Raw genomic sequence first — 22,628 nt, 5'->3', positions numbered from 1 at the left:
CGACCGCAGCATATGTACTGCAAGGGCTTTTAAAGGAAAATGTCATGCAACTGAACAAACGCCAAATTCTGTCCTTTTTGAGTGCAGGCGCGGCTACGTTCGTCTTTGGCTGTGGCCGGGATGCGACCGCCAAGGCGCGCTTTGCCATTACCTACAGCGATGCCGAGTGGAAGAAACGGCTGTCGCCAGCGGCGTATCGCATATTGCGCCAAGAGGATACCGAGCGGCCCTATAGCAGCGCGCTGAACAACGAAAAGCGCAAGGGCATTTATGTCTGTGCTGGCTGCAATAAGCGTCTGTTTTCGTCAGCCACAAAGTTCGAAAGCGGCACGGGCTGGCCAAGCTTTTACACGCCATTGGCAGGCGGAATTGGTACAAAAACCGACTATAAAATTGGTTTGCCACGGACAGAAGTGCACTGCGCGCAATGTGGCGGGCATCTTGGGCATGTCTTTGATGACGGGCCTAAGCCCACCGGCAAACGCTATTGCATGAACGGTGCCGCCATGACGTTTGTGCCCGGCTGATCCGGTCGGGCGGGCGGGCGATGCGGTTCATTTGGGCCCTTCAATGCCCGAAAAGTCCAGTTCCGCAGGCTTTGATGCGGCATCTGCTTTGCCATGATTTTCGATGAGGGCAGCAATTTCCGACGCACGGCCATCCTGCTTGGCATAATCGCGCGCCGAATATCCGGCACGGCTGTCGGATTTATCCGGGTTGGCCCCTGCCTTTAACAAGGCCCGCACGGCGTCTATATTACGAAGTTGGACGGCCAGAATGAGCGCCGTTTCACCCGCTCGATTGCTTTGGTCGACCTGCGCTTTTCTGCGGGTAAGCACGTCTATACCCTCCACATAGCCCAGTTGCGTGGCGAGCATTAAAGGGGTCGTACCTTTTTTGTCGGCCAAGTTCGGATTGGCACCCTTTTGCAGCAAATAGCCGAGCCACGTCGAGTCGCGGCGCTGGATCACGATATGCAAAGCGGTTTCACCAGAGGTAATATCGCGCGTATTGACGATGACCGAGCCAGGTTCTGCCAGAAACTTTTCGGCATCCTCACCTTTGCGGTCTTTAACCGCTTTCAGGAAATTATAGCTGTCCGAAAACTGCGCCATGGCGGCAGGCGCAACGACACCGCTGGTGACTGGCAAGATGAGACCAGCCGCGGCAACGAGAAAAAATGTCTTTTTCAACAGAATCTGTCCCATATTTATATCCATTATCCTTGTATACTCCGCCTTAGCAGACCATGTCTGGCCTCGCTATGAACAAAACATCACTTTTTGCCGCATCCGCCCTTCTGCTCTTATCCGCATGTGACTCTGGCCCCGCGCAACCGCCGCTGAGCCAAGCGCCGCTGGCGGGGGCCACGATCGGGGGCGATTTTCTGCTGACGGATCAGGATGGCCAAAAGCGCAGTTTTAAGGAATTCGATGGTTCCTATCGCATCGTCTATTTCGGCTATACCTATTGCCCCGACATCTGCACGCCCGATATGCAGAACCTCATGGCTGGCCTGAAATCTTTTGAGAAAAAATACCCTGATTTGGCGGCCAAGATCCAACCGATTTTCATTACCATTGATCCCGCCCGCGATACGAGTGCGGTGCTGAAACAATTTGTCAGCGCCTTTCATCCGCGCGCTATCGGTCTGACCGGCACAGATTCAGAAATTGCCGAAGCCGCCAAGAAATTCGCCATCTACTTCAGCAAGGTCGACGGAAGTTCGCCGGAAAATTACCTGATAAGCCACAGCCAGACGCCCTATTTGATGGGGCCAAAGGGTGAACCATTAGCGATCATGCCAGCCGATGTCCCCAACACCGCCGCCAATGAAGGCGCGCCGGCCCTCGTAGAGGCGGAACTGGCCAAATGGGTCCGTTAATGTGACCAAAGTTCCCTTTTGGGAGGCGCCGTTAGATAGCCTGGATCGCGCGCAGTGGGAGGCCTTGTGCGACGGGTGCGGCAAATGTTGCCTCAACAAGGTGGAGGACGAAGATACCGGCCGCATCTATCCCACTAATGTCGCTTGCAAATTGCTTGACCTGCAAACCTGTCAATGTTCGGATTATCGCGGGCGCAGGGCCATCGTGCCAGAATGTCTCCGGCTCACGCCCAACAAAATCGATGATTATGTCTGGCTGCCGTCAACATGCGCTTATGTGCTCCGTGCGGCAGACAAGCCTTTACCCAAATGGCATTATTTGGTCAGCGGAGATCGCCAGACGATACATGATGCTGGCATGTCGGTGAAAAATAGGGCTATATCGGAACTGCATGCTGGACCGCTTGAAAACCATATTGTCGAAAAGCCTCTCTGATCCCACTGTGGTAATCGAAGGCGAGCGCCTACCCGTGCGCATCCATCGGAACAGCCGCGCAAAGCGCATTTCCATGCGTGCCGATGCCATCAAACGCGAAATCCGGATTACGATGCCGCATTACACGCCCACCAATATCGCGCTCGATTTTGTCGATAAGAAGCGGGAGTGGATTGCCACGCGGTTGAACAGCGTGGCGGAGGCCACCCCCATCGCCCCAGGCAGCGACATTGCGGTCGAAGGTGAGGGCCATGTCATCGAATGGCGGGAGGAATGGCCGCGCAGCGTCCAGTGTGATGAGGGCCGACTGCGTCTTGGTGGCCCGGCATCGTCGGTTGAAGCGCGCATCCTGCGTTGGTTGAAAGCCGAAGCGCGCGCCATATTTACTAAGGAAATCGCATTTTATTGCGCCAAGGCAAATGCGCCAGTCCCGCGCCTGTCGCTTGGTGATCCACGGAGCCGTTGGGGCAGTTGCTCAAGCCATGGCACTATTTCTCTTAGCTGGCGGTTGATCATGGCCCCTGCCTATGTGCGCCGCTCCGTCATCGCGCATGAAGTTGCGCACATCCGCCATATGAACCATAGCGCCGATTTTTATGCGTGGCTCGACACGCTGTACGAAGGAAACCGCAAGGCCGCGGACCAATGGCTCAAAATGCATGGGACCGGGTTGCAGCGCGTCGGCAGATAGGGATAACGCGCAAGCGGTGCCGGTTACCCAGCGCCGCCGGTCCGTCGGTTTATACATTCAACCCTTGGCACCACTTCCCAGCGCGCCATATTTTTGTTCAAAACCGGCAATGTTCCCTGCCGCAAGCAATTGGGCTTGGTCGATCCAATTGTCCCGTGTGATCCGGCCAGCAAAGGCGCCAAGCTTGGCATCTATGTCCGCCACGTCAGCAGCGGTCCAGTTGGCGACCTGCGCAAAGCTGGTTACGCCAAGGCCCTTGAGCAGATTGTTGACCTTGGGGCCCAAGCCCTTGATCAGTTCAAGATTGTCAGGGATTGACGATGTTGGAGCAGGCTTTGCCGCCCTTGCCTTTGGCGCTTTCTCCGCCTTTGCTTTTTCTACCTTCTCTGCTTTCGCTTTTGGTGCTTTTTCCGCTTTTGCCTTTTCAGCAACAGGCTTGGCCGCGGCTTTTGGCGCAGCGGTTTTGGGCGCGGCTGCTTTTCTCGTTGCAGCGGTCTTCACCGGAGCCTTAGCTTTGGCAGTCTTCGCCGCTGGCACAGCGGCCTGAACAACCGGCGCGACTGGCGGTGCAAGAACAGCCGCAGGAGAAGGCAATATGTCTTTAGGCGCGCTGTCCGTTTTCTTCTTCACGCCGCCCAGCGAAAGCAGCCACCACAATAAGATAGCAGCGATCAAAACCGCACCGATGATAATGATTAGATTGTTGGACAATGCTTTCCTCCCTAGAATCCCAAAAACAGGACGTTCAATTACGCCAAAATATGGACGTGTGAAACCGTTAATCCGCGCCGGATGCTGCTTCGCGTGCCACTTCGCGCCAGCCAATGTCTCTGCGGCAGAAACCGCCTGGAAAATCGATGCTGTCCACTGCGGCATAGGCGACGGCTTGCGCGTGCGTTACAGTATCGCCAGTTGCGGTAACGTTGAGCACGCGACCACCGCTGGCGACCAATTGGCCGCCGACTTCAGCCGTGCCCGCATGGAATATCTTTGCATCCTTCACATCCGCAAGGTGAATGACACCGCCTTTTTCCGGCAAAGACGGATAGCCATTTGTGGCCATGACAATTGTTAACGCCGTTTGGCGCGAAAATGCCGGAGCCTCAGCTTGCGCAAGCGTCCCTGTCGCAACCGCCAGCATCAAAGCGGCCAGATCGCCTTCAAAACGGGTCATCAACACCTGGCATTCAGGGTCCCCAAAACGGGCATTATATTCAATAAGCTTTGGCCCCTCGTCGGTGAGCATCAGCCCTGCAAACAGGACACCCGAATAGGGCATGTCGTTCGCCGCCATATAGGCGACCGTCGGCCGAATGATACGGTCCATGACGTGCGCTTGCAGTGCATCGGTCAGCACAAAGGCGGGCGAATACGCGCCCATCCCGCCGGTATTGGGGCCCGTATCGCCATCGCCCACGCGCTTATGGTCTTGCGCGGAGCCAAAGGCGACAACATCACGGCCATCGGTCAGCGCGAAAAAGCTCGCTTCTTCGCCCGTCATAAATTCTTCGATCACGACAGATGCGCCAGCATCCCCAAAACCGCCGCCGAACATATCGTCGATCGCGGCCTCCGCCTCGGCGCGTGTTTCGGCAATGATGACGCCTTTTCCCGCCGCCAGGCCGTCCGCTTTGATCACATAAGGCGCGTCGAACACATCGAGGCCAGCCATTGCCGACGCCTTATTGTCATATCGGGCATAGCCAGCGGTCGGAATGCCGGCGGCGGCGCACATATCCTTGGTAAAGCCCTTTGACCCTTCCAATTGCGCGGCTTTTTGATTGGGGCCAAAGACCGGAATGCCTGCATCGCGCAAGCTGTCGCCCAAGCCGCTGACCAATGGTGCTTCGGGTCCGACCACCACTAGGCCGATATCATGGCCCGCGCAAAAGGCGATGACCGCGGCGTGATCAGCGATAAGGAGATCCACCAGTTCTGCCTCTTGCGCGATCCCGGGATTGCCCGGCGCGGCAAAGAGTGTATCGCATTTTGGCGATTGCGCGAGCTTCCACGCCAGCGCATGTTCGCGACCGCCCGAACCGATGAGCAAGATATTCATGTCCGCAAATGACCCCTTTGAAACTGCCGACCCACAGGTCGCCCGCCTGTTAGCCGAGGAGCGGCCCGGCGACAATGCCCAGGCGATGAGCGTGTCGGAACTGTCGCTTGCCCTGAAACGCACCGTTGAGGACCGATTCGGCCATGTCCGCGTGCGCGGGGAGATTTCGGGGTTCAAGCGCGCGGCGTCGGGGCATATCTATTTTTGCCTGAAAGATGATAACGCACGGCTCGACGCCGTGATGTGGAAAGGCGGCGCGGCGCGGCTGCCCTTCGCGCCGGAGGATGGGCTTGAGGTTGTCGCCACAGGCAAGCTCACCACTTATGCGGGCCGCTCCAATTATCAGATCGTCGTCGATAGCCTAGAGGTGGCGGGCGAAGGCGCGATGATGCTTTTGTTTGAAAAGCTGAAAGCGCGCCTCGCAGCAGAAGGGCTGTTCGCGCCCGAACGTAAGAAGAAACTACCGGCACTGCCCCGCGTTATCGGCGTGGTTACATCGCCCACGGGCGCAGTCATCCGCGACATCTTACACCGGCTGGCCGACCGCTTCCCAACACATGTCATCATCTGGCCCGTATTGGTGCAAGGCGAAGGATCGGCGGCACAAATAGCGCGGGCAGTGAACGGATTTTCCGCGATGCCGCAAGATGGCCCGGCCACGCGCCCCGACCTTTTGATTGTCGCGCGCGGTGGCGGGTCGATTGAGGACCTATGGGCGTTCAACGATGAAGCCGTGGTCCGCGCAGTCGCCAATTGTACGATTCCGATTATCTCGGCGGTAGGGCATGAAACCGATACCACCTTGTGCGACTTCGCGGCTGATCTGCGTGCGCCAACGCCGACGGCTGCCGCCGAAATTGCGGTTCCGGTGCGCAGTGATCTGTTGCAACGCGTCGGCCAATTGGGCCTGCGCATCGCGAACATAGTGCGCAAGCGGGTGGACCTAGCGGCGGAACGGCTTGAGGCGCAGCGCCGACTGATGCCGCGTTTGTCCGACCTTGCCGCGCCGCACCAGTTACGCACCGATGATCTTGCCGAACGCCTGCGCCGCTCGCTGCGCACGCGCGTCGGCAAGGCGGAGATCGCCTATTCCGGGCCAGCGATGATGCTGCATCCGCGCCTTTTGACCCGCCGTGTCGAACAAGGGCAGCAACGGCTGGATGCGCTGACCCGGCTTGCCGGTAGCCTGCATCCCGAAGCCCCGCTGAAGCGCGGTTTTGCCCGCGTGACGGATGCAGACGGCAAAACCATTATGTCGCGGGCCGCAGCGGTGAAGGCGGGCGACGTGACCCTGCGGTTCGTCGATGGCGAAGTCCGCAGCGTCGTCAACGGCTCTGCTCCGCCGCGATCCTCGACGCCCAAACCCAACATACCGACGGTTAATCAGGGCAATCTGTTCGACGGCTGAAGCGACGCATTGCCCATTGCGCGTCGATGCGCCATACTGTGCCCATGCTGATGTCTTCCAAAAACAAAGTCGCCCGCCTGCATTATATGGCCAATAGCTTCCGTCTACTGACCGCAGGCGACCATGTCGTGTGCGCGGTGACCGGGCAGGCCATTGCGCTTGAAGAGCTGCGTTACTGGAGCGTCGTTAAGCAGGAGCCGTATGTGAGCGCAGAGGCATCCACCCGTGCGGCATTGGCCAAAGGCTGAACGGTTGGCGGGCATAAGCCGGGTTTTGCGCGCAACCATCGCGGCTTTGATCGGTCTAGCCTTTGCAGCGGCACCGGTTTCCGCGCAGCCGCAGGTTCCTTCCCAAACAAACCCGGCCGAGTTCTGGATGTCCGGCGCTGCTGTGCAAGGCGGCCTTGTCATCGGCCGCGCGCCCACGGGGACACGCAGCGTATTTTTAGACGACGCGGCGTTAGAGCTTAGTCCGGACGGGTTCTTCCTGATCGGTTTTGACCGTGACGCACCGACGGAGGCAAGGCTGGTCGCGATGCTGGCCGATGGCAGCAAAATGGAGCGCCATATCGCCGTCGCTCCGGGCAATTGGCGCATCGAACATGTTGCCGCGAACATCACCGGCGGCGCGAAAAGTTCCGCCGAATTTCAGGCTCGGCGCAGCGCAGAGCTCGCACGGATTGCGGCAGCGCGCGCCGTCCGCAGCGATAGTGCAGGCTGGCGGCAAACATTCATCCGCCCCGTATCGGGTCGCATATCGGGCTTATTTGGCGCGCAGCGCATCTATAACGGCACGCCGGGCAGCTATCATAATGGCATGGACATCGCCGCCCCCCAAGGCCAGGATTTCGTCGCGCCAGCCGACGGCGTAATAACCCTTGCCGCCAATGATGTCTTCACTTTGGAGGGTCATTTGCTGATGATCGACCATGGCATGGGTTTGAACAGTGCATTTTTGCACGCATCTGAATTGCTGGTCAAAGAAGGCGACCTTGTGCGGCAAGGCCAGGTCATTGGCCGCGTAGGTGCCACGGGCAGAGCCAGCGGGCCGCATGTACACTGGGGCATGAAATGGAATAGCGCCCGGATTGATCCGAAGCTATTGTTGCCATCCAATTGACGCGGCTTGATCGATGGATCGGGAAATAAAAGGAAACACCCCGGCGTTTAGGCCGGGGTGTTAGGTCGCTGGCCTAGAAGGGGGGGCGGCCAGCTGGTCAACATTTGCTTTTACCCATTTGTTGACTTGGAAACATTGTTTCGAAAAGCAAACTACTGTCCCGCGACATTGTTCCCAAAAAATTATGCAGCTTTTGAATTCATGTCGATATCCCGGTGCATCAGCAACGCCTGACCAATGGTGGCGATGACAGTTTCCGGTTCAAAAGGCTTGGTGATCAGATAGGTCGGCTCGGGACGCTCGCCGGTAAGCAGGCGTTCCGGAAAGGCTGTAATGAAGATCACAGGCACCGTCTGTTCAGCCAATATGTCTTTAACGGCATCAATGCCACTTGAACCATCGGCAAGGCTGATGTCGGCCAGTATAAGCTCTGGTCGTTCGTCACGCGCCTTGGCCACAGCTTCTGCCCGGGTGCGCACAATGGCGATTGTTTCATGGCCGAGGCTTTCTACAATCTGCTTAATGTGTAGCGCGATGATCGATTCATCTTCAATGATGAGCACGCGCGCAGACAGCGCGTCTTCGATCGCGCTGCGTGCCGCCTGAACATGTTGGCGCACATCGTCTTGGCTCATGCCCAAAATCACGCCCACATCGGCGAAAGTAAAACCTTCAACCGTGGCCAGCAGCAAGCTTTGTCGGCGCTTTACCGGGAATTGCGCGATCACACCGCTGCGCCCGCGCGATTCGAGTGGCGCAATCATTTCGCTGTTCCAGATCCGATGAAATGTTTTGAACAGCTCGGTTTTGGCCGGAGCGGCTTCATCCCATTCTTCAGGAGCTTCCAATAACGCTTCCAATGTTTCGCGTACGGCCGCGTCACCCAGTGATTGTGACCCGGTCAATGCCCGTGCATAACGCCTAAGATACGGCAATTGTGATGCCAGTTGCTGTCTGAATGACATAATTGCTCCCTTTGCTAGCCAAACTAATACGTTCGAACTGCACTTTTGTTCCCGCTTGATGGAACAATATCATCTTTAATTGCTTAATTGCCTATGATAAAAATCTTCGCCTGCCCGGATTGTGGTATTGAACCATGGGTATAACTACAGAATATGGTCAGCCTGGGTCCGACACGTTGCCGGGCGCTTGGAATGACGGAGGGGGTCAATTGGCTATCAATAAAGGCAAGCGGCAAGCGGGGGAGGCAATGGACCCGGAATTTGATTCACTCACTGCGGCGTTACGCCAGATGCATGACAGCATTGCCAATGAACCTGTCCCTGACGACTTTCTTGACCTTCTGGACCAAATCGATGCCAAAATATCGGCCTCCAAGAAATTTTCGTGAGCGCCTTGCCGGTGGAATCGCGTCCTATATCTGAAAAGCGCGATGCATCCGATGATTTTCGAGCGCAGATGGTGGCGCTCATCCCGTCTTTGCGTGCTTTTGCACGCGGACTATGCGGCAATCGGGAACTTGCGGACGATCTTGCGCAAGAGGCTATGATGCGGGCATGGGCCGCGCATGCAAGCTTTACCCCGGGAACCAATTTCCGGGCGTGGATGTTCATGATATTGCGCAACCAGTTTTATACAACGATGCGGAAAAATTCGCGGATGACGAGTTGGGACCCCGAGGCCGCCGAACGGCTGCTGGTGGAGGCACCGCCGCAGCAACACCACATCCACATGAGCGATGTTGAAAAAGCGTTACAAAAGCTGCCCGCTGAACAACGCGAGATACTGATGCTGGTAGGCGCGGGTGGTGCCAGCTACGAAGAGGCAGCGGTTATAACGGGCTGCGCCATCGGTACGGTCAAGAGCAGGCTAGCGCGCGGCCGCGTGGCCTTAGCGGCGTTGATTAACGGTCCCGATGAAGCCGTCTTGAAGAAGCCCGTCAGATCAAAGCCGGTTCGGAGCACATTGCCCAAGCACCCTGACCCCATGCCGAGCATTTGACGGTGAAGTTACCATCCGCCCGGGATTAGGCCGTAGACACAAGAATACCACCTTCGAGGCACCAAAATGGCATTTTTGCGACCAATGACCATGCGACGCGGGCTTATTCTGGTCGTGTTCGCCGCATTGCTGCCTGTGGCTGTTGCAAGCTTTATCCAAGGCATGTCGACTTTGGAAAATACGCGAAAATTGGCCTTTGATCGGTTGAAAGGAACGGCAAGTGCGGTTGCCGAACGGCAACGCGACCCGTTTGTAATTGCACAGCATCTGTTGCTCGCGCACACAACCAACAGTGATGTCATCCGTATGACCGCCGATTGCGATGCTGCGTTGCGCATATCTTTAAGCAATTATCCGCCCGTTACCAATATAGCCCGAACAGCAGCAGATGGCGCGGTGCGCTGCTCTGCCATTCCTCTTTCCAAGCCAGTTAATATTGCGAACGAAGGTTGGTGGCAACGCGGGGTCAGTGCAAATGGTATGACCATTACAAAGGCACCCATTTTCTCGCCCATAGCCCAAAGGAATGTCTTGTTCCTTATCCTGCCGTTGCGCACCGCCGATGGTCAATCGAACGGCGCAATCACTGCGGCCATTGACGTAAAATATCTGCGCGACGGGTTGCGCCAGGCCGAGCGCGGCGGCGCGGGGGCGTTAGCGATTGTGACCCGCGACGGCACGCATGTGGCCAGTGGCGACCGGCTGCTGCCCTTTTCGCCCGACGTCACAGCGCGCCAGAACCAACCCGTCGAGATCCGCGATAGCAAGGGTAGATTGTGGATTTACACGCTGCATAAGCTCTACAGTTCTGACCTGTTTGTCGTCTATGCAGAACCGCGAGATACATTAATGGCAGCGGCGGTGTCGCAAGTGCGCGCCAGTATCTTGTTACCTTTGATTTCCATATTGCTTGCATCGATTGCCATCTGGGTCGGAACCAATCGTTTGGCCTTGATATGGTTGCGCGAATTGCGGATTGTTTCGAGGCGCTTCGCCCAAGGTGATTTCACAGGTGACCGCCGCAAATTTGATAGTGCGCCCCAAGAAATAGCCGCATTTAGCGCAGATTTGCACAGCATGGCCGACGTCATCGACCGCCGTAATAGCGATCTGACGCACGCGTTGGAGGCCAAAACGCTGCTAACGCGTGAAGTGCACCATCGGGTCAAAAACAACCTGCAGATCATCAACAGCCTGTTAACATTGCAGTCGGGCCGTGTGCGTGAAGGCCCCGCGAAGGAGGTGTTGGCACAAACCCGTGCGCGGATAAATGCTTTGGCGCTAATCCACCGGCTTTTGTACGAACGAGATAATGGCTATGAACGCGGCGAAGTGCCGATCAATAACCTCATGGCTGAGCTATGCGCGCAGTTGCGCGGTGCGAGCCGGTCCATGACTCAAGTCCAGTTGATCTGTCACGCAAGCAATGTCCCGGTCCCCATCGAATATGCCGTACCATTGACTCTGTTCGTGGTTGAAGCGGTCACCAATGCCTTTCGTCATGCATTCCCCAAGGGCATGCGTGGAGCAATCATCCTTCGCTTCGATCTGGATGGCGAGAATGCCATTTTGGACATTTCGGACAATGGACAAGGGTATGTTGTCAGCGACGAAGCCGCACAAATGGGCACGGAATTGATGCGCGGATTTGCCACCCAAGTAGACGGCAAGCTGTCGACATCAAGCAGCGAGGGGAGCGGGACAAAAGTCGCCTTGAGATTCCCGCTGCCAAATACGCCCGCAGCTTCGACACTTGAGCTGGTAAGCCCAGCATGAAAAAGGGCCCGCCGGTTGCCCGACGAGCCCTGATTACTAAACGAAGATAGGACTATTTTTTGTCCTGTGCGTCTGCATTATCTTCTATGGCATCGGCCTTAGCATCGCCTTTTTCACGGACAGCTTCGGCTTTATCTTCCATGGCGTTTTCAGCCGCCGTATCCATGCCATCTGTCTTGCTATCCAGGGCTTCGGCCTGAACTTCCATGACGTCAGCTTGCACTTCGGCATCGTCGCGGACGGTATCAGCCCGTTGCTCTTGTGCATTTTCCGCACCCGAATCGCAGGCCCCAAGCGTCGCCAAAGACACAGAAGCGGCGAGAATCATAATGGACTTTTTCATAAATTTTTCCCTTTTTTTGATTAGCGGACACTGCCGCGGCGGAACAGATTGACGATCGCCAACAGAACGACTGCACCCAAAAATGACGCGACCAACGAGCGGATATCGAAATTGCCGCTGGTGATTGGTGCGCCACCAATCAGGGGGGTGATGACAAAGCCAGCCAAAAAAGCACCCACAATGCCAATAACGACGTTCAAGAAAATGCCTTGTTGGCCATCGGTGCGCATGACGATGCTGGCCAGCCAGCCCAAAATGCCGCCGACGATCAGAATGATGATAATATTCATGTCATTTCTCCCTTTCAGAGTGCGAAGGAAAACATCGCTCAGGCCATTTGGTTCCGATTTTGCCTAGGCCGTGAGGGTGGTATTTATGCGTTCACGGCCTAATCCGCGTTCAACCGGTCAATTTGGCGGCTGTGCAGAGGAACCAGCCCGTACCTTTTGTCGTTACCTATGCAGAGTTAAACTTCGAAAAATGACGAAAGTGAGAATGACATGACGCAGTCAGTAAGCCCCAAAAAAAATATGGCTAATGGCAGCCTAAAGAATTCAAACGGGTCTGCACGCGCCAATGCAAAGCCCGCCGGAAAGCCCGGCCCAAAGCCTACTCAAGCGCGCAAAGCACAACGCAGCCGCCCATCTGCATATGCCGTGCCATCATGGCTCGGCGCATTGGCCTCTGTCATTGGCGTCGGCGTTGCCATAGGCGCAGGACTATACGCGACACGCGATCAATGGATGCCAAAGGCCGACAAATGGAAAGATGATTTTTCGGCCGCCTTTGCCGATGATGAAACCGATCATGAGAATTTCGACCAAACCCGCCACGCCGGCAAGGATTCGATGCGCGACCCCTCGGGCAATGATTGGAACGAGGTTGATGATATGTCCGATGCGTCCTTCCCCGCAAGCGATCCGCCGTCTTTCACGCCAGCGACCGCGTCATGAACGAAGGTCAGCGCGATGTTGCGCCCCGATGGTGGCACCGTCGTTAAAATCTGACGCAAAAAAGGGCTGTCCGCTTCACTGCCGACAGCCCTTTTTTAGGCCGTAAATACACAAAAAGAACCTGCGCGGCTTGGGGTCAGGACCTAATTCAGCAATGTTGATTCCGGCTGGGGTGATTCCACCGGGGTCTCACTGGGAATGCTCCCGGGATAATCGGTATCGCCCAAATCGCCCGGCGAAACTTCGTCTGGTGTGGTGCCGGGTACTTCGTTCGGCGGGCTGTAAGGCTTTGGATCGGGATCGACGCCATTTTGCATATTCATCACCATATTACTCCTAGGGTCAGGGCCACTTAAATCCACTTTCGCGGTTTGCGGCCATTTTGCTCAGTGCAACGTGGCACCGGACAAAGGTAACGCCCGAAGCGCTGCTTGGTTCAACCGGCGCGGCACCAAAAATTGCAGACTGCACCGAACAAAATGGCCTCAAACCGCGAAAGTGGATTTAAGTAGTCCTGACCCTAGCTTGGCGTTTCAAGATACGCGATCAGGTCTGCCCGCTTTTGCGCATCTGGTAGACCCGCGTAGATCATCTTCGTCTTCGGAATGACGCGCTGTGGCTTTTCCAAATATTGGAACAATTTTTCCTTGGTCCAAACAAAGCCAGCGCCCGCATTTGCCGCAGAATAAGTATATCCTGGAACTGTTCCAGCCGTGCGTCCGATAATATTATGCAAGGATGGGCCAATTTTGTTCACGCCAGCGTCGGTCACATGGCAGGTGCGGCATTGTGCGAATACCAGCTTGCCGTTGGCGGCATTGCCGGTGACGTTGGCAAAACTGGTGCCATCAAGCGTGTTCATGTCGGTTGCAGCAGGGGGACCCGCAGGTGCGGCCGGGACCGATGCATCTGCCTGCGTTGATGTATCCGTTTCGCCTTCCGAACCACCCGAGCATGCGGCAAGCATTGCAGATAAAGCGAGGCAAGCTAGTGCTTTTGTGTTGACCATAGATTCTCCTGTCGCGTCTTTATTGGCAACATAGCCAATTTCTTACATACGCAATTTCGTGGTAAATATAGTCAACAACGATCCCCATGGAAAGGCGATGATGCAGTCATATCAGTGCTTTTCTATATGTGCATTTTCCGCGCCGCTTTCCATCAGCACCTTGTGCCGGAGGCGGTTTACGAAGAGGTAAATCAGCAACACTATGGGTAAGGTCACAGCGCCGACAAACATCTCGCTGTTTGACCCGCCTTTGGTCGCGGCCACGCCCTTTGTCATATAAGCAATGAGCCCAACGAGATAATAAGCCGCCGCAATAACCGACAACCCCTCCACCAAGGTTTGCAGGCGAAACTGAAGCTGCGTTGAGCGCTCCATCGACCGCATCAGAACAAGATTCTGTGCTTTTATCCGGCTGTCAATGCGCACATCGAGCGTGTGCATGACGCCAGAGATGCGCTCGGCAATATCGCTAAGGCGTTTCCGGAATACCGAACAGGTCCGCGATGCCGGGACCAGCCGTCGTTCCGTAAAATCGGTCAGGCTTTGGAAATTCAATATCGGCTGGACATCCAGCGCGGAAAGCCTATCCGCCGCGACTTCGGCATAAGCTGCCGTCGCACTGAGCCGGAAACCCGTTGCCGAACGAATGAGTTCAAGTTCGGACGAAATGGCAGCGAGATCATTGAGCAAGATTTCATCATCTTCATCCGCAGAGGCAACGCGCCGGGCATGGTCCGACAAGCGATGCTCCAACTGGTCAAGCTGGGGGCCATATTGCTGCACCACCGGGAAGCCAAGCAAGGCAAGATTCCGGTAATTGCCCAGTTCCTGAACCCGCTGAATGATCCGGCCCCGCTCGCCCTCTCCCACATCACCTGCGGTGATAAGCAATCGGCCATAGCCGTCGCCATGAATGCTGAAATCGGACCAAAGCCGAATGCCGGCATTGATATCGCAACAGACCATTTCTTCGGTCGAAATGCCGATTGCGGACAATTCAGCCGCAATATTTTCTGCGCTGGGCACGATGCGTATTTGCGTCGCGCGCACCACGCCCCCCGGCCAATTTTCCAACCATTGAATATAATTATGACGAACGGGTTCAGGCGTTTCTGGCGGGAAAATCAGCGTTAACGTGCTGGCTTCGGTGTGGCGTTCCCACAGGAAATGAATGCCGCCGAGCGTATGCCCCGAACCATGTCGCGGCGCGAGGGCCCAGTCATCAAAATCGGGCCGCGCGTTTATCAGCCAACGGTCCTCCGCATTGCGTTCATCAGCTTCGATGAGGCGGACAACCTGATACACTTCGCTATGGGCGGTAACGGGGGCGAAACGACGCAACCGCATTTCGTCAACGGCCCAGCGGCGCAGCGGATGTTCAGTAAAGCTCATGGCGGATTATTCGCACAAATTTGCCGAAAGTCCATAGGCTTGGGCCACGGTGCAAAATTATCGCCAAGCGCTGTTTTGCGCGCCGCCTTTCACCCATGCAAAAAACGTCCGCCCGCATTGCCCGTCAGCCCCGGTTCAGCAGACGCCGCAATCGCGCGTACCACATCATCGGTCGGCATTCTAAGTTTACAAACATATATGCAAAACGCGGTATTTCTGTAAACTTACCTCGACTTTGCGAGGTTGGCTTACCGAGTCCGAAAGCCGGGGTGAGGATCAACACGTTCAAAGAGCCGGTCGCCCAACAATTGCGGGCGTAGCGTACAGAATCTCAAACCAAATCCTACATTGCAAGCCAGATCTATTTTGGGGATGACGCACCTGTCACCGGAACCCCAGAAAATCATGTCCATTGGTCTGCGTCAATGGGCCCATAAGTTCTAGGACCTAATCAATGAGACTTGGTATAGCCCAGTCCATCAGCAGATTTCAGACCGGCATGCGATTATTGTTATATCAGTCAATAAATGACCATAATATGTGAAAAATTCGTTTGTTTGGCTTAGAAATATGCGATTAAATCATCTCTATTGACTAACCTTCCAGTTATATTAAACCTATGGCCAACAGCAAAGGGAGGAAAAAATGTCAAAAATCCAGTTTCCGTCAATCGGCGCATCTGCCTTGGCCATCGCGTGGGTTGCCTTCGCGGCACCTGCATTCGCGCAGGCCGAAAATAATGACTCCGCCGACGATCGTGATATGATCGTAGTAACGGCACAGAAGAAAGCCGAAAATGTCCAGGATGTTCCGATCGCGATAACGGCGCTGAATGCCGCGGCACTCGAAGCGGCGCGCGTAGAGGACAGCAAAGATCTTCAGTTCAACGCACCTAATGTCACGCTTTCGGCCAACCGTAACATTACCATCCGCGGCGTCGGGTCCGCCTCATACGGCGGAACGGGCGACACCAATATCGGCGTTCTCGTGAATGGCGTGTTCTTGCAGTCCGGTAGCAGTTTCGGCGAATTCTTCGACATGGAGCGGATAGAAGTTCTGCGTGGCCCGCAGGGCACCTTGTTCGGTCGGAATACAACTGGCGGCGCCATCAACTTCGTTACGCGCCGACCGACGGACAGCTTCGAAGGTTATTTAGAACTCCAAGGCGAAAGCCCGCGCGGCATTCGAACCAATGCGGCTATCAACATCCCTCTGGCTAACGGCCTCTCTCAACGCTTCGCGGCCAATTACATCAATCGGGATGGCTATACAAAGAACCTGCTCGATGGTTCCATGGTTGATGGTCGCAACCAGTTCACCTTGCGCTCTAGTACGCGCTTTGAACCCTCGAGTTCCACAACGGTCGACCTTACGTTGACATATTTCAAGGAGGATTCAGATCGGCAGAACGCTGCCAAGTCGCTCTGCACGCCCGATCCGGCCTTTGGCTGTTCTCCAAATTCAGTTTCAGCAGCGTTCCCGACAACCAACTTCACCATCGACAACATCTTTCTCGCGGGGCGTGTTCGACCTAATAGCTTTGCGACAAATCCGACCAATCTGCGCGAAGTTGTGATCGACGTAAAACCGTTCCAGAAAGCCGAGGACTTCCTGGCGACTCTGGAGATTAATCAAGAGCTAGGGAATCTTACGCTCACTGCAGTGAGCGGTCTGCGTGACGGCAACAACTCAAGCGAGCGTGATTTCGATCAGGGATATCGGCCCAATGCCTTTATTCCCGGTACTTTCGGGAGCCACGTGATCCCTGATGCCGGTAATGGCAACGGCGTGATGACCTACTTGCTGTCAGGTCGTCCGGTAACCACAACGGAATACCGCACGTCGCAGACTGGCGGCGGCACGCAAAAGCAGTTCAGCCAGGAGCTACGCCTTGCTTCACGCTTGGATGGGCGCTTTAATTTTATCTTGGGTGGCTTTTATCTGAACTCGCGTGGCTCCGGTTACGTCGACACCTGGATGCCGGCCAACCGATTGTCCGGCGCTGTATCAAAGTTCAGCACGCGTTTAGGGCAGGTTGAATCTTATGCCGTTTTCGGTGAAGCCTATGCCGATCTTGCAGAGAATCTCAAGCTTACCGGTGGACTGCGCTACACTCATGATAAAAAGCATATCGAAACCGCTTCCGGCCTTTTTGCATTAAGCCCCTATTTCATAGGGGATGCGGACTTTGACAAGGTCACTGGACGCGCGATCCTAAACTGGAAGCCGGCGGTTTCATTTACGCAGGATACCAATATATATTTGTCGTTCTCGCGCGGGTTTAAATCCGGTGGATTCAACCCAGGCAACAACACTATTCCGGTTTTCGAATCCGAGGTCATCGATGCCTACGAACTTGGCGCCAAGAATACGTTCATGGACGGAAAGGGCCGATTGAACCTGGCCTTGTTCAATTACGAATACTCCAACCTGATCGTTGGCAACCTTGTCGGAACCGCTGTGGCGAACACCAACATTCCAAAGTCGCGGGTGAGGGGTTTAGAAGCTGAGTTGGTCTTTACGCCGATAGAGCCCCTACGCCTTGAGGCCAATCTTGGTCTACTGAACGCAACGGTCCGCAGCGATTTCCGTTCATCTGACCCGTCTCGTGGCAAGGCACTGTTCCAGCTCCAGGGTAATCAGCTTCCGAATGCGCCGCGCCGTACGCTAAAGTTGGCTGCGGAATACACGATTGAGGCAGGAAACGACTGGGCCGTTCGCCCGCGCGTCGATTTCTATTCGCAGTCCGGCTTTCACTCACGCGAATTCAACGTACCGGCAGACCGCGTGGGTAGTTGGAGCCAACTCGATGCTTCGGTCCAGATTGCTAACAGCAAGAAGGATTGGAGCGTAACTGCTTTTGTCAAGAATCTGGCAAATGAGGACAGCATCACTTGGCTGGAAGTGAACTCCGAATTGGTAGGCAGTTTCCGTAGTGCTTTCCTATTGGATCCGCGGACCTTCGGCCTAAGCCTTCGCGTTGGCTTTCAGTAAGCAGACCAAATTGATCTACTGGCAGCCCCTCCTGCCAGGGCAGGCGAAGCTAACCCCTTCGCCTGCCGCTCCGACGAAGCAGTAACGGGACCATCTCAATCATGCCGCGACCGATCATAGCCCTTGTAACCTTAATCGCAGCGATGTCTGCTGGAACGGCGCAAGGACAAGTCCAGTCTACAAAGCCGACCGCAGTTCACTCAGCCGAAATGCCTGAACTGGCAATAGTCGGTGCTTTTGGCATCGGTACGCGCATGCATGATCTGGCTGTCGGCGATCGTACCATAAGCGTTCGCTTCTGGTATCCTGCCGTTACTAATGACTCTTCCACCAGAGCGCTTTACAAGCACCGTCGTGCATTGCCCGGCCAGCAACCGCTGAATATTGCGGAAACTGGCATAGCCGTCTCCGACGCCAAGCCGATCGCTGGGCAAACCTTCCCGCTTGTCGTCATGTCTCATGGCTATGGCGGCTGGGCAGAACATATGAGCCGCCTTGGAGAGACGCTTGCATCGCGGGGCTATGTGGTTGCCTCAATCGATCACCGTGACCAACCTTTCACGGATATGGGTTCATTTGCAGCTTCTTTCGGTGGGGTTCTCATCAACAGGACACGGGACCAACGAGCGGTTCTGAATGCTATTCTCGGCGCCAAATTGGCGCCACAGGTCGCTGAACAGGTTAATCCGAATGCCATCGGCCTCCTCGGTTTCTCCATGGGCGGCTATGGCAGCTTGACCACAGCCGGCGCGGCACTTGATCCAGCAGCCCCTGCCTTTGCCCAGTTATCGCCAGCTATGCGCGCCCAGCTTCCTATTCCGGATCCGGCCCTAGCATCGAAAATTAAGGCTGTGGTCGCGCTTGCCCCTTGGGGTGGCCAACCCGGCGCAGCGGTCTGGCAGGATACTGCGCTTGCCAGCCTGCGTATGCCGCTGCTCCTTGTGGCGGGCGATCAAGACGATGTTGTCGATTACGAGCGCGGGGTAAAACGGCTTTTCCATGCCGCGCAAGGCACAGACCGTTACCTTCTCGTCTATCGCGAGGCCGCGCATAACATTGCAGGAAATCCTGTGACAATCCCATCAGATGCTGACTTTCCAACGATCGAGTTCCTTACCGATCCTGTGTGGCGCAAGGAACGGATCGAAATGATAAACGCGCATTTCATCGGTGCATTCCTTGACCTTGAGTTGAAGGCCGAAGAAAAGAAACGTATGTATCTCGAAGTGCCAACACCATTCGCCAACCAAGGTCAGTGGTCCAGCAGATTTGGTCAGACATGGGGCGGCATCACGGCAGGCGATGACCAGCCAGGTTACTGGCGCGGATTTCAGCGTCGTTGGGCGCGTGGGTTAGAACTTCATCACAAATCGGCAGGTAAATGAATAACATACACAATTTTTTCGATCTTAACGGCCACGTCGCCCTGGTAACAGGCGGCAATGGCGGACTTGGCCTTGCCATGGCACAAGGTCTAGTCAAGGCGGGGGCGCAAATCGCGGTGTGGGGACGGAACGAGGCCAAGAATGCTAAGGCGGTTTCTGAACTGGTTGCGATGGGTGGCCGCGCCCAGAGCTTCGAAGCTGACGTGACTGACCCGGCGTCTACCGCTGCGGCATTTGATCGCACTATTAATGCTTTCGGAAAAATCGACAGCTGTTTTGCCAACGCAGGTGGCGCGGGCGCCAGAGGTGCGTTCGTCGATATGGATCGGCAAGCCTGGCTCGACACGAACGAGCTCAATATCCTTAGCGTGATCGACACGTTTCAGCTTGCAACGCGTCACTGGCAAGAGCGCAAAGCGGGGGGTAAGTTGATAGTCACATCTTCGGTGGCGGCGCTACTTGGGCTACCCAATTCCGCTGGTTACTGCCTGACCAAATCGGCCGTGACAGGACTGGTCCGATCACTTGCAATCGAACTGGGACGCAGCAATATCCAGGTTAACGCAATCCTGCCCGGGTTCATCGAGACCGAAATGTCGCTGAACACGCCCAAAGCCTTTCAAGACGGGTGTCGCCGCCGGGCAGCGTCCGGCAATATTGGACAATTGTCGGACATGGAAGGTATCGCGGTTTACCTTGCATCCAAGCAAAGCAATTTCATGACCGGTCAAGCGCTGGTGCTTGACGGCGGCCATTCGATTTTTCCTTTATGATTGGACCCGGTACACCATCGGATTTCAAGGGAGATGATCGCGCAAATCGTTCAAGAAACGGTTTGCACAGTCGAATTTGGGAGAGGGCATAAGTGGCATCAGCATCGGGCCGTGAAGAGCAACAGATAGGCTTGTGGCGAATTCTTGCCTTCGGGTCTGTGCAATTGCCCCTTGGGATGATCGGGCTACCGATCGCAATCTATCTGGCTCCGCTCTATTCTGGGCAGATGCAATTGGCTCTGCAGCTCATCGGGATTTCATTAATCCTGGCACGACTATCCGATTTCATAACCGATCCGATTATCGGAATCATTTCCGATCGCTGGCGCCCCAAAATCGGGCGCAGACGGGTTTGGCTGATTTTTGGATCAGTGACGATGATGGCAGGGGTCTATCTGCTATTCAGGCCCTCGCCGGGTATTGATATCACCTATTTCCTTGCCGCGGTGGCGCTGGTTTATCTGGGCTACACGATGCTATTGCTACCCTATCATGCATGGGCGGCGGAACTTTCAGAAGATTATCATGTTCGAACCCGAATAAGTTCGGTTTCACAGGCATTCAGCATCGCCGGCCTGATCACATCGACACTCATCCCTGCCTATGTACAAATGCAGCCTGGAATGACCAGCGCAGATGTGATGTCGGCATTAAGCGTCGTTATCATAACTTTGCTGCCGCTATGCGCCGCGCTTGCCTTCTTTTTTGTTCCAGAGCCTGAAGCTCCAATCCGCAAGGCCCCGTTCAGCATAACCAAGGCGATGAAAATGCTTGGTTCCAACCGCGCTTTCTTGCAGGTAACTTTGTTGGTGCTGGTGGCAACGGTGGGCGAAGTTTTCCGTCAGACGATCACCGTGTTTTTTGCGCGCGACGTTGTCGGCGTTCCCAATATCGGCGTCATATACTTCCTCTATTTCCTCGCAGCGCTCCTCGTTGTGCCCGGTTGGGTGTGGCTCGCCAAGCGGATCGAAAAACACCGCGCCCTTGCCTTGGCGCTCGTCATCGTCGCGGCAACCAATGCGTTGATGTTCTTTGTGCCAAAGGGTGGGGTGTATGTCTTTACCGCCCTCTTCATCCTGAAAGGTGCATGTTATGGTGCCGTGCTGATGCTGCCGCACGCGATGATCGCGGATACTACAGATATCGATACCGCGGACACTTTGGATCGCCAACAGGGGCTGTTTTATGCAGTGACGGCTATGGTCCAGAAGATGGGATATGCTGCTGGCTCCGGTCTGCCTTTGTTGTTACTTGGCAGTGTCGGTTATGTGTCTGCCGGTGAGAGTAGAGCCGAGCCGCTGCTAGCCTTAACGATCAGCTATAGCGTTATTCCAGCGGTCTTGGTGCTGATTGCCGCGTACATGGCTTGGCATTATACTTTGACAGAGGCCCGCCATCGCGACATCCGCGCCGAAATCGATGCACGAATGGCGGACGCATCTTCTGGAGAGAGAATAGCGTGATCACAGGGCTGCATCATATCGGACTTTCTGTGCTCAATCTGGATGCGGCAATCGACTTCTATACCAGCCAACACGCCTATAATCTCTCCTACCGATTTGGCGTAGAAGACAGCGCTAGCAATCGCGCAATTCTGCAACTCGATAATGCCTCTGCTCGAGGCGCATTTCTGCAGGGTAGTTTGGGATGCCTGGAACTGTTCGAATATGCCTGCAGAACTGAAATAATTCCAGAAGATAAGGCGGTCTATTCGGCCGGAATCCGTCATATTTGCCTGCAAAGCGAGATTTCTGACCGGTTGTATGATGGACTGGTTGCCGCAGGCGCAGCTTCGCATGCACGACCCGCGGGGTTGGGAACGGGCAACAGCTATGTCTATATCCGTGATCCCGAAGGCAATCTTCTGGAACTTGAGGGAACACCTTGGGCACCGGCGGATGTAAACCGCCCCTGGTTTGCGCACGTTGCGCTGGTCACTCCAGATATCCGCAAGCTGACTGATTTTTATGCGCTGCTGACCGGAATCGAAATTCATCGCCAAGGCAGTTTCGGCCCCAGTCCTAAATTCGATCATGTGGCCGGACTTTCGGATATATGTTTCACGGGCGCTTGGTCGCGGCTCGCCAATGCCGAGCTCGAGTTCTGGTGCTATGCGCATCCGCCAACCTTGCCACGAGACAGGCGCAATCTGGCAGCGCCAGGTTGGAACCATATATGTTTTGAAAGCGACAATATCGAAGCCGACTATGCTCGGCTGATGGCGCATGGCGTCGAGTTGCACGGGCCGCCCCATGCGTTTGGAAATGCCTGGCTTTTCTTCGGACGCGATCCTGATGGTAATGTTTTTGAAGTGCTGCAACCCGGCACCGACAAACAACTGACCGTCGCTGCAATGTTGCAAGAAGCCAATGGTCATAAGGTCGATGCTGCGCGAACCGCATATCGCGATGGATTGGCCGCGACGGTTACAGAGGCCTAA

Annotated in this window: 25 protein-coding genes; 16 read left to right on the top strand and 9 right to left on the bottom strand. The window is 55.5% G+C overall.

Annotated elements, in window-relative coordinates; all coding sequences use genetic code 11:
• Positions 1-44: 44 nt before the first annotated feature.
• Positions 45-527 (top strand): peptide-methionine (R)-S-oxide reductase MsrB, encoded by a 483-nt coding sequence (gene msrB / locus HEQ18_RS10855; RefSeq protein WP_397605727.1) that lies wholly within the window; start codon positions 45-47, stop codon positions 525-527.
• Between the two features lie 27 nt (positions 528-554).
• Here msrB and HEQ18_RS10850 read toward each other — a convergent pair whose 3' ends face one another.
• Positions 555-1,220 carry an ankyrin repeat domain-containing protein gene (locus HEQ18_RS10850; protein WP_432814726.1) on the bottom strand — a complete coding sequence of 222 codons (666 nt, stop codon included), beginning with the start codon at positions 1,218-1,220 and terminating at the stop codon, positions 555-557.
• Positions 1,221-1,264: 44 nt separating this feature from the next.
• Between HEQ18_RS10850 and HEQ18_RS10845 the strand changes: the two genes are divergently transcribed.
• The 3 genes from HEQ18_RS10845 to HEQ18_RS10835 are packed head-to-tail and all read left to right on the top strand — an operon-like array spanning position 1,265 to position 3,012.
• Positions 1,265-1,885, top strand: a complete 621-nt coding sequence (locus HEQ18_RS10845; protein ID WP_432814725.1) for an SCO family protein — start codon at positions 1,265-1,267, stop codon at positions 1,883-1,885.
• 1 nt (position 1,886) lies between these two features.
• A complete protein-coding gene (locus tag HEQ18_RS10840; RefSeq protein WP_397605730.1) occupies positions 1,887-2,321 on the top strand; it encodes a YcgN family cysteine cluster protein in 435 nt (144 codons plus the stop codon).
• Positions 2,278-3,012 (top strand): M48 family metallopeptidase, encoded by a 735-nt coding sequence (locus tag HEQ18_RS10835; RefSeq protein ID WP_432814724.1) that lies wholly within the window; start codon positions 2,278-2,280, stop codon positions 3,010-3,012. The genes HEQ18_RS10840 and HEQ18_RS10835 overlap by 44 nt, the downstream gene beginning before the upstream one ends.
• 57 nt (positions 3,013-3,069) lie before the next feature.
• Here the strand turns inward: HEQ18_RS10835 and HEQ18_RS10830 are convergent, their stop codons facing one another.
• Together HEQ18_RS10830 and purD are read right to left on the bottom strand one after the other, a co-directional pair.
• Positions 3,070-3,723: a hypothetical protein gene (locus tag HEQ18_RS10830; protein WP_432814723.1), complete on the bottom strand. Its 654-nt coding sequence runs from the start codon at positions 3,721-3,723 to the stop codon at positions 3,070-3,072.
• Positions 3,724-3,790: 67 nt separating this feature from the next.
• Positions 3,791-5,071 (bottom strand): phosphoribosylamine--glycine ligase, encoded by a 1,281-nt coding sequence (gene purD / locus HEQ18_RS10825; RefSeq protein WP_432814722.1) that lies wholly within the window; start codon positions 5,069-5,071, stop codon positions 3,791-3,793.
• On the opposite strand from purD, the gene xseA reads away from it, so the two are divergent.
• From xseA to HEQ18_RS10810, 3 genes are read left to right on the top strand one after another with little or no spacing between them, the layout of a single operon-like run.
• Positions 5,070-6,479 (top strand): exodeoxyribonuclease VII large subunit, encoded by a 1,410-nt coding sequence (gene xseA, locus HEQ18_RS10820; RefSeq protein WP_432814721.1) that lies wholly within the window; start codon positions 5,070-5,072, stop codon positions 6,477-6,479. The two genes, purD and xseA, sit on opposite strands and share 2 nt — an antisense overlap.
• A 44-nt stretch (positions 6,480-6,523) precedes the next feature.
• Positions 6,524-6,727: a DUF2093 domain-containing protein gene (locus HEQ18_RS10815; RefSeq protein ID WP_397605735.1), complete on the top strand. Its 204-nt coding sequence runs from the start codon at positions 6,524-6,526 to the stop codon at positions 6,725-6,727.
• Positions 6,705-7,598: a M23 family metallopeptidase gene (locus HEQ18_RS10810; RefSeq protein ID WP_432814720.1), complete on the top strand. Its 894-nt coding sequence runs from the start codon at positions 6,705-6,707 to the stop codon at positions 7,596-7,598. Before HEQ18_RS10815 ends, HEQ18_RS10810 begins: the two co-directional genes overlap by 23 nt.
• 182 nt (positions 7,599-7,780) lie before the next feature.
• Here the strand turns inward: HEQ18_RS10810 and HEQ18_RS10805 are convergent, their stop codons facing one another.
• Positions 7,781-8,563, bottom strand: a complete 783-nt coding sequence (locus tag HEQ18_RS10805; protein WP_432814719.1) for a response regulator — start codon at positions 8,561-8,563, stop codon at positions 7,781-7,783.
• 134 nt (positions 8,564-8,697) lie between these two features.
• Here HEQ18_RS10805 and HEQ18_RS10800 point away from each other — a divergent pair, with 134 nt between their 5' ends.
• The 3 genes from HEQ18_RS10800 (at position 8,698) to HEQ18_RS10790 (ending at position 11,339) form a co-directional block, all read left to right on the top strand.
• Positions 8,698-8,952: a NepR family anti-sigma factor gene (locus tag HEQ18_RS10800; RefSeq protein WP_397605738.1), complete on the top strand. Its 255-nt coding sequence runs from the start codon at positions 8,698-8,700 to the stop codon at positions 8,950-8,952.
• Positions 8,949-9,563 carry a sigma-70 family RNA polymerase sigma factor gene (locus tag HEQ18_RS10795; protein ID WP_432814718.1) on the top strand — a complete coding sequence of 205 codons (615 nt, stop codon included), beginning with the start codon at positions 8,949-8,951 and terminating at the stop codon, positions 9,561-9,563. The genes HEQ18_RS10800 and HEQ18_RS10795 overlap by 4 nt, the downstream gene beginning before the upstream one ends.
• Before the next feature lie 66 nt (positions 9,564-9,629).
• Positions 9,630-11,339, top strand: a complete 1,710-nt coding sequence (locus tag HEQ18_RS10790) for a sensor histidine kinase (RefSeq protein ID WP_432814717.1) — start codon at positions 9,630-9,632, stop codon at positions 11,337-11,339.
• A gap of 52 nt (positions 11,340-11,391) precedes the next feature.
• Here HEQ18_RS10790 and HEQ18_RS10785 read toward each other — a convergent pair whose 3' ends face one another.
• Positions 11,392-11,682, bottom strand: a complete 291-nt coding sequence (locus HEQ18_RS10785) for a hypothetical protein (RefSeq protein WP_432814716.1) — start codon at positions 11,680-11,682, stop codon at positions 11,392-11,394.
• Positions 11,683-11,702: 20 nt separating this feature from the next.
• Positions 11,703-11,972, bottom strand: coding sequence for a GlsB/YeaQ/YmgE family stress response membrane protein (locus HEQ18_RS10780; RefSeq protein WP_296196160.1), 270 nt, complete (start codon positions 11,970-11,972; stop codon positions 11,703-11,705).
• A gap of 210 nt (positions 11,973-12,182) precedes the next feature.
• Here HEQ18_RS10780 and HEQ18_RS10775 point away from each other — a divergent pair, with 210 nt between their 5' ends.
• The gene (locus HEQ18_RS10775) at positions 12,183-12,635 is read left to right on the top strand and encodes a hypothetical protein (protein WP_432814715.1); all 453 of its coding nucleotides are present in this window, start codon (positions 12,183-12,185) and stop codon (positions 12,633-12,635) included.
• A 143-nt stretch (positions 12,636-12,778) separates the two neighbouring features.
• On the opposite strand, the gene HEQ18_RS10770 is transcribed toward HEQ18_RS10775, so the two are convergent.
• The 3 genes from HEQ18_RS10770 to HEQ18_RS10760 form a co-directional block, all read right to left on the bottom strand.
• Positions 12,779-12,958 (bottom strand): hypothetical protein, encoded by a 180-nt coding sequence (locus HEQ18_RS10770; RefSeq protein WP_397605743.1) that lies wholly within the window; start codon positions 12,956-12,958, stop codon positions 12,779-12,781.
• 197 nt (positions 12,959-13,155) lie between these two features.
• Complete coding sequence (locus HEQ18_RS10765; protein WP_397605744.1) at positions 13,156-13,644, bottom strand: c-type cytochrome; 489 nt, start codon at positions 13,642-13,644, stop codon at positions 13,156-13,158.
• 111 nt (positions 13,645-13,755) lie between these two features.
• Complete coding sequence (locus HEQ18_RS10760) at positions 13,756-15,036, bottom strand: DUF3422 family protein (protein ID WP_432814714.1); 1,281 nt, start codon at positions 15,034-15,036, stop codon at positions 13,756-13,758.
• Between the two features lie 645 nt (positions 15,037-15,681).
• Here HEQ18_RS10760 and HEQ18_RS10755 point away from each other — a divergent pair.
• The 5 genes from HEQ18_RS10755 to HEQ18_RS10735 all read left to right on the top strand — a co-directional run bounded on the left by HEQ18_RS10755 (position 15,682) and on the right by HEQ18_RS10735 (position 22,628).
• Positions 15,682-18,030 (top strand): TonB-dependent receptor, encoded by a 2,349-nt coding sequence (locus tag HEQ18_RS10755; protein ID WP_432814713.1) that lies wholly within the window; start codon positions 15,682-15,684, stop codon positions 18,028-18,030.
• Positions 18,031-18,131: 101 nt separating this feature from the next.
• Positions 18,132-19,415: an alpha/beta hydrolase family protein gene (locus HEQ18_RS10750; protein WP_432814712.1), complete on the top strand. Its 1,284-nt coding sequence runs from the start codon at positions 18,132-18,134 to the stop codon at positions 19,413-19,415.
• Positions 19,412-20,188 carry an SDR family NAD(P)-dependent oxidoreductase gene (locus HEQ18_RS10745; RefSeq protein ID WP_397605748.1) on the top strand — a complete coding sequence of 259 codons (777 nt, stop codon included), beginning with the start codon at positions 19,412-19,414 and terminating at the stop codon, positions 20,186-20,188. The genes HEQ18_RS10750 and HEQ18_RS10745 overlap by 4 nt, the downstream gene beginning before the upstream one ends.
• Before the next feature lie 92 nt (positions 20,189-20,280).
• Positions 20,281-21,651 carry an MFS transporter gene (locus HEQ18_RS10740; RefSeq protein ID WP_432814711.1) on the top strand — a complete coding sequence of 457 codons (1,371 nt, stop codon included), beginning with the start codon at positions 20,281-20,283 and terminating at the stop codon, positions 21,649-21,651.
• On the top strand, positions 21,648-22,628 hold the full coding sequence (locus HEQ18_RS10735) for a VOC family protein (protein WP_432814710.1): 981 nt from the start codon (positions 21,648-21,650) through the stop codon (positions 22,626-22,628). Before HEQ18_RS10740 ends, HEQ18_RS10735 begins: the two co-directional genes overlap by 4 nt.

The organism is Sphingorhabdus sp., from assembly GCF_050921905.1.
Taxonomy (GTDB): Bacteria; Pseudomonadota; Alphaproteobacteria; order Sphingomonadales; family Sphingomonadaceae; genus Sphingorhabdus_B.
The sequence above is the reverse complement of the archived record's forward strand: the minus strand, read 5'-3'. Positions and strand labels throughout refer to the sequence as shown.